Genomic DNA, 3,075 nt, shown 5'->3' on the forward strand with positions numbered 1-3,075 from the left:
TCTTCCTCACCCGGAAGAATTTTAAGTGCATCCTGCATTTCCCGCGCAAGGTCAGCCTCGGAAAATTGTGGAAACCGGGTCCTGAGGGTTTGCTGCATCGACCATCGCGAGAGCGTCTCAGCCCGAACCTGCTCCGCCAGATCCTGGCAAAAGGCGCGGAGAGCTTCCAAAGTGCCGGCGGCCGGGGTCTTGCCCTGGTCGTTTTTCATGACTTCCATGTCATTCATAGTCGCTCCAATCCTGGCAGTTTGAAGAAGCTGTTTCAGCTTCAGTGACTTTCCGTGTCCAAAATGTCGAGCACCGCGAGTAAATTTAACCGTAAATGGGGGAGTCGCAAAGCGACGGTGGCCCATTTACACATCTTGCCCTCTTCATCAACGCAATGGAAAGATAAACTCAGCTATCAAAGTACATACTCTGCAATGGAAGGTAAGAATATGGTTCGTTCATTGCAAGGTATTGCATTATGCGTACAAAGACTTGCCATGGACTATGCAAGAGGTATGGTAGAACCTGGATGGAACATACCTTCTGGGGGTGGATTCAAATGGACCTGAGTAAACTCGAAGGAAAGCGCTTTTACGGCAAAGCGCGGACCCAGTTCCTGGCCCATAAGGACTCGATCACAGCCGCCATCGAGCAGGGCTACCCGTTGAGCGTTATCTGGGAAACGATGCGTAGTGACGGTCTATTTGATGCCAGGTACATACAATTCGTTCGCTACGTCAACTCTCTTCTGCCTGCAAAGAACGAGAGAAAAAAACCTTCAGGCAAGCCCGACCTGAAAAAAACACCAGGTGATGGACAGCCTGCTGCTCCCGCTGCTGACCCACAGGAAAGCAATGGAGTGGAAAAGCCTCGGGAGAAATCAAAAGGTGGGTTTACTGTAGACCCTGATCGTCCCAAGAGGGCTGCGGTCGAGATGCCCAAGCCATTCAAATGGAATCCAATCCCACTGACCGACGAGGAAATTAGAACCGGCATAATCACCAGCCGGTAAGAAAAATCTTGCCTCTGAAATCGACTTCCCGCTATTCTCCTGCTGCGACAAGAAAAACCAATCGTCCATGACCCTCATGCCATTCGAAGGCTTTTGGCCTCGGAGCTAAAAGAAAGGGTACTGGGATTGGATTCTTGCGTTGTTCAGCGTCCTCTCTCACTTCCCTTTCCATGGCTCCTGGCCGACTCATTATTGTCGCAAAGGAGTTCCGTATCATGTCTCAAGTACATTTCATTCTTCAAGGCAAGGGCGGCGTTGGGAAAACGCTCGTCAGCGCTATCTTCGCTCAGTATCGCAGAAGCGAAGGCAGGGAACTGATCTGCCTCGATATCGACCCTGTGAACGCATCGTTTACAGGTTTCAAAACTCTCCGGGTTCAGTCGGTCGATATCATGCCAGCAACCACGATCGACCCCCGTCGCTTCGATGAACTGATGGAGTTGCTTCTGAATTCTGAAGCAGAAGTTGTGGTCGATAGCGGAGCCAGCACATTTCTGCCCCTCGTATCATATCTTGAGGAAACGGATGCCATATCCGTCCTGAAGGAAGCAGGAAAGTCAGTTTTACTCCATGTTGTGATTACGGGTGGCCAATCAAAAGGCGATACTCTTACTGGACTCGAAGGGATCGCCGAGCGCCTTGGCTGCACAGCTCCCATCGTGGTATGGCTGAATGAGTATTTTGGTCCGTTCGCTGCCGATGGAACACAATTTGAGGACACAGGTGTTTATGAGACTTATAAGGACAAAATTTCTTCCATCGTGACCATTCCGGAACGCCCCGCTGCCACGTTCGGGAGGGACATCAGTGAAATGTTAAGCAAAAAAATGACTTTCGATGAAGCGATCGTATCAAAAGACTTCAATACCATGGCCAAACAGCGGATCAGGATCACACGGGATCTGCTATTCAAACAGCTTGATGGACTTCCTATATGATGCTGGACCGCGATCAACTCATCCGGCGGGTGGCTGAGAAGCATCGGCTCGTCCTCACTGAGGATGATCCGCTGATCGTTTCCGTCACGCTTCATGAGGTCATCTTCGAACACCATTCGGCCGAGCTGATTCAGAAAATGGATGAGCAGAATGTTCGGGTTTTATCCGCCCTTCAGTCCACGGTTGCAAATGCGAGGAATGACCAGAAAGCGGAGCATGAGAGATTGGTACAGACCCTGAGGGCGATTCACCAAAACAACCTGGAGGAGTATAAACGCATATCCGAAGAAGGCCGCAGTTTCATGGTCAACGCAATAAGCGCAGGAGCCGGAGTCCGGCAATCGTCAAGGAATGCCGCCCTTCTCAGCGGCATTTTTGGAATCCTTTTTTTCTGCGCAAATCTTTATCTGCTGCTCATGAAGTGGTGAGCTTGCCAAACAACAGATCCCGACTGTCGGGAAAGGAGACCATATTATGCAAAAGCCAGGAAAAATCGCGCGAAGTATTGATGGAGGCTCGACGGGGGGCTTTGGAGTTTCAGTTCTCACTTCCGATGGCCAGGTCGGTGGCAGTGGAACCAGTGGTGGCGGTGGCAGCAGTGGCTGTGCCGCTTCTGAGAACAATGGTTTTGCGACCGCCAAAGCAGAGCTTGAACGACCAAACTGACATTCTGTACTCTACTTAGGGTATTTCACACGCCACCACTCAGGAGGAGGATCCGTGTTCACGCCAAGACCATACCAAAATGCTGCAGTTGAACGCGTGGTTTCAAAATACCAGTCCGGCAAACGAAAACTCCTCCTGCACCTTCCCACGGGAGCCGGAAAAACGGTTATCGCCGCGCTGCTCATCGAAAAGCTTTTTTCCATGCCGGAGGTCAGGCGTGTTCTCTTCGTCGCCCACAGAAAAGAGATAATCGATCAGACGGCGGAAAAGATCGCGCTCCACCTTGGAGAAGGGGCCGTCACGATTGAACAGGCCGAGCGGAAAGCCGGACCGGAGCGGGTTGTGGTCGCCTCGGTCCAGTCCCTCGCGCAGAGGCTTTCCAGCTTTGACCCTTCGGAATTTTCCGTGGTCATTGCTGATGAATGCCATCACGTCTATGCAAAGACATGGGCCGATACGATCGCGCATTTT

Annotated in this window: 6 protein-coding genes; 5 read left to right on the forward strand and 1 reads right to left on the reverse strand. The window is 51.4% G+C overall.

All coding sequences use genetic code 11. The annotated features are described in order from the left end of the window. A partial coding sequence (locus VE954_RS32415; protein ID WP_324960838.1) for a hypothetical protein occupies positions 1-227 on the reverse strand: 227 nt, incomplete at its 3' end. A 320-nt stretch (positions 228-547) separates the two neighbouring features. Here VE954_RS32415 and VE954_RS32420 point away from each other — a divergent pair. The 5 genes from VE954_RS32420 to VE954_RS32440 all read left to right on the forward strand — a co-directional run. Further along, a complete protein-coding gene (locus tag VE954_RS32420; RefSeq protein ID WP_324960840.1) occupies positions 548-1,000 on the forward strand; it encodes a TraK family protein in 453 nt (150 codons plus the stop codon). Between the two features lie 215 nt (positions 1,001-1,215). Further along, positions 1,216-1,938: a conjugal transfer protein TraL gene (locus VE954_RS32425; protein WP_324960842.1), complete on the forward strand. Its 723-nt coding sequence runs from the start codon at positions 1,216-1,218 to the stop codon at positions 1,936-1,938. Further along, positions 1,935-2,366: a hypothetical protein gene (locus tag VE954_RS32430; protein WP_324960844.1), complete on the forward strand. Its 432-nt coding sequence runs from the start codon at positions 1,935-1,937 to the stop codon at positions 2,364-2,366. Before VE954_RS32425 ends, VE954_RS32430 begins: the two co-directional genes overlap by 4 nt. Before the next feature lie 46 nt (positions 2,367-2,412). Continuing rightward, positions 2,413-2,604, forward strand: coding sequence for a hypothetical protein (locus VE954_RS32435; protein WP_324960846.1), 192 nt, complete (start codon positions 2,413-2,415; stop codon positions 2,602-2,604). Between the two features lie 54 nt (positions 2,605-2,658). Then, positions 2,659-3,075 (forward strand): DEAD/DEAH box helicase family protein (locus VE954_RS32440; protein ID WP_324960848.1); only part of this gene is annotated, 417 nt, incomplete at its 3' end.

The sequence above is a fragment of the Oligoflexus sp. genome (assembly GCF_035638955.1).
Classification (GTDB): domain Bacteria; phylum Bdellovibrionota_B; class Oligoflexia; order Oligoflexales; family Oligoflexaceae; genus Oligoflexus.

What these genes read in the sequence shown, in the direction of transcription:
- VE954_RS32420 (WP_324960840.1), top strand. Translation starts at nt 548, where the DNA reads ATGGACCTGAGTAAACTCGAAGGAAAGCGCTTTTACGGCAAAGCGCGG.
- VE954_RS32425 (WP_324960842.1), top strand. Translation starts at nt 1,216, where the DNA reads ATGTCTCAAGTACATTTCATTCTTCAAGGCAAGGGCGGCGTTGGGAAA.
- VE954_RS32430 (WP_324960844.1), top strand. Translation starts at nt 1,935, where the DNA reads ATGATGCTGGACCGCGATCAACTCATCCGGCGGGTGGCTGAGAAGCAT.
- VE954_RS32435 (WP_324960846.1), top strand. Translation starts at nt 2,413, where the DNA reads ATGCAAAAGCCAGGAAAAATCGCGCGAAGTATTGATGGAGGCTCGACG.